Source organism: Chryseobacterium balustinum (genome assembly GCF_900168205.1).
Classification (GTDB): Bacteria; Bacteroidota; Bacteroidia; order Flavobacteriales; family Weeksellaceae; genus Chryseobacterium; species Chryseobacterium balustinum.
In genome coordinates, this window is record NZ_FUZE01000063.1 from 1 (window position 1) to 1823 (window position 1823).

2 protein-coding genes are annotated in these 1823 nt (G+C 31.1%); both read right to left on the reverse strand.

Features of this window, described 5'->3' with window-relative positions:
- Positions 1-109: 109 nt before the first annotated feature.
- A complete protein-coding gene (locus B5X64_RS22395; RefSeq protein ID WP_079467326.1) occupies positions 110-1024 on the reverse strand; it encodes a hypothetical protein in 915 nt (304 codons plus the stop codon).
- Positions 1025-1081: 57 nt separating this feature from the next.
- On the reverse strand, positions 1082-1582 hold the full coding sequence (locus B5X64_RS22400) for a hypothetical protein (protein WP_079467327.1): 501 nt from the start codon (positions 1580-1582) through the stop codon (positions 1082-1084).
- Between the last annotated feature and the right edge of the window lie 241 nt (positions 1583-1823).

Below are 1823 nucleotides of genomic sequence, written 5' to 3' on the forward strand. Positions count from 1 at the left end.
TCGAAAACTCCATAGACGGCCAAAAAAGCTCCCGGATCTTCCGTTCAACGGGCTTTCATCTCGTGTCCTGCGGACAAGACGAAAGCTTAGTTATTGGTGGCAGTATTTTTTATTTCAGTTGTTTTAAAATCCAAGTCATACAGTTTTTTGAGTCCATAATTGACCAAGAATGAGGATGTTTCGTTCCATTTGGTCTTACTCCTTTGTCGTAAGTTACTATAATGTCGGCGTTTTTATTCCCTTTCAGTTGTAGAAAATTTATCAGTGCTGAGATATCCGCACAATTCAAGTCATACAAATCTCTATGTCTGTTCTTAAGTTGCCATTCTACTCCAGGTTCTGTATAAATTCTAATTGGAATATTTATTAAATTTTTTGCGTTTCCACCGTCTTTTTGTCGGTATGAAAACATTGAATTTTTGATGTATTCATCTTTTGCGATTTGTGGTGTTCCTCCTAAATTTTTCTCCATTTCTTCCAAAAACCACTTTGCTTCGTTTACGCCGACTTCCGAAAAATTTCTCTCTACTTCTCGTTGATAACGATAGTACATATTTTCATAATCAAGTGGCGGATCAAGTGCAAAAATTGCTTTTGGTATGAAGTAGGTGTTTTTATCTCTAATCGCTCTTTCTGTATAGGTTATTGTTTGCATTCCACCGCCAGAAAGTCCGCCAAGAAATATTTTGTCTTTTGATACTTTATGTTTGTCAACTATTTGTTTGGCGATAGTGTCTAAAATCTTTTGTGAGACTGTCATTTTAAAGTCATCATCTTCAATATTGGGGAAAATAACAACAAAATTATTTTTGAGAGCGATTTCATCTAATGTAATCTGGTTCATTACACCTTTCGCATCTTCTGAACCTCCGTGAAGTATAATAATAGTTCCAACAGGTTTTGACTTTGGTACAAGTTTGTAATAATAATGTGTACTGTCAATAGTTACTTTTTCAGGATTTTGAGAAAACAGCTTTGTCTGTCCAATAAAAATTATAAATAATGTTATTATATATTTTGTCATTATGTAGGTTGTATGTCTGTTAATATTGCCAAACCCTTGTTGTTGTAAGATATTTTTTTAGTCTTTATTTGTTTTTACCCAATTATCATTCAAATTTTCAATTTCGACATGATATTCAAGATAATTTCTAAACGGTCCAAAATCAAAAACTTTATTTATTCTAATATTTTTTTTGTTGTTTTTCCAGTTTATATAATATTGCTTTTGAATTTTTTCAAATTTGTTTTTCTTGTTCCAATATAAAGTTTCTATGTCATAATATTGAACTTGTGGGTCAATTTTCATAAGGTAAATGGGAAAATTTAATAATGCGATTAATAGAAAAATTCCTGTTATTAAGCCTATAAAGTATTTAAGAATTTTATTTTTTACTTTCTTAAGACGTATAAAAATTAATATTGCGCTATAAAAGCAAAAAACATTAAATAGAATACCAAAAATCCTATTTGTGTTAGGTGACTTAAATTCGAGATTTTGGAAAATCAAATAAACTATAGCTATTACAAGAAGAATGGTTAAAGTTAGAATTAGATTTATGTCATTTTTTTTGTTTAGCATACTTGTCTGGTAAAATATCGTACACCGTTTCGGGGCTTTGCTACGGTGCGGCAATTTCGGAGCCGAGTTCTTTCGGTGACCGAAGACGAAGTTATGAAAATTACTCGAACAATTTTGCACAAAAGTGCCGCTCTGGCGCCAAGCCCATGTGCTTGTTGCACAACCAAAAATACTAAAAATAAATTTTGTGAATATTAAATAAATAAAATACTATAACTATTTGATAATTAATGTATTATTC

Bases quoted from the DNA above. Each gene is read 5' to 3' on its own strand.
- B5X64_RS22395 (WP_079467326.1), bottom strand. From the start codon at position 1,024: ATGACAAAATATATAATAACATTATTTATAATTTTTATTGGACAGACA.
- B5X64_RS22400 (WP_079467327.1), bottom strand. From the start codon at position 1,582: ATGCTAAACAAAAAAAATGACATAAATCTAATTCTAACTTTAACCATT.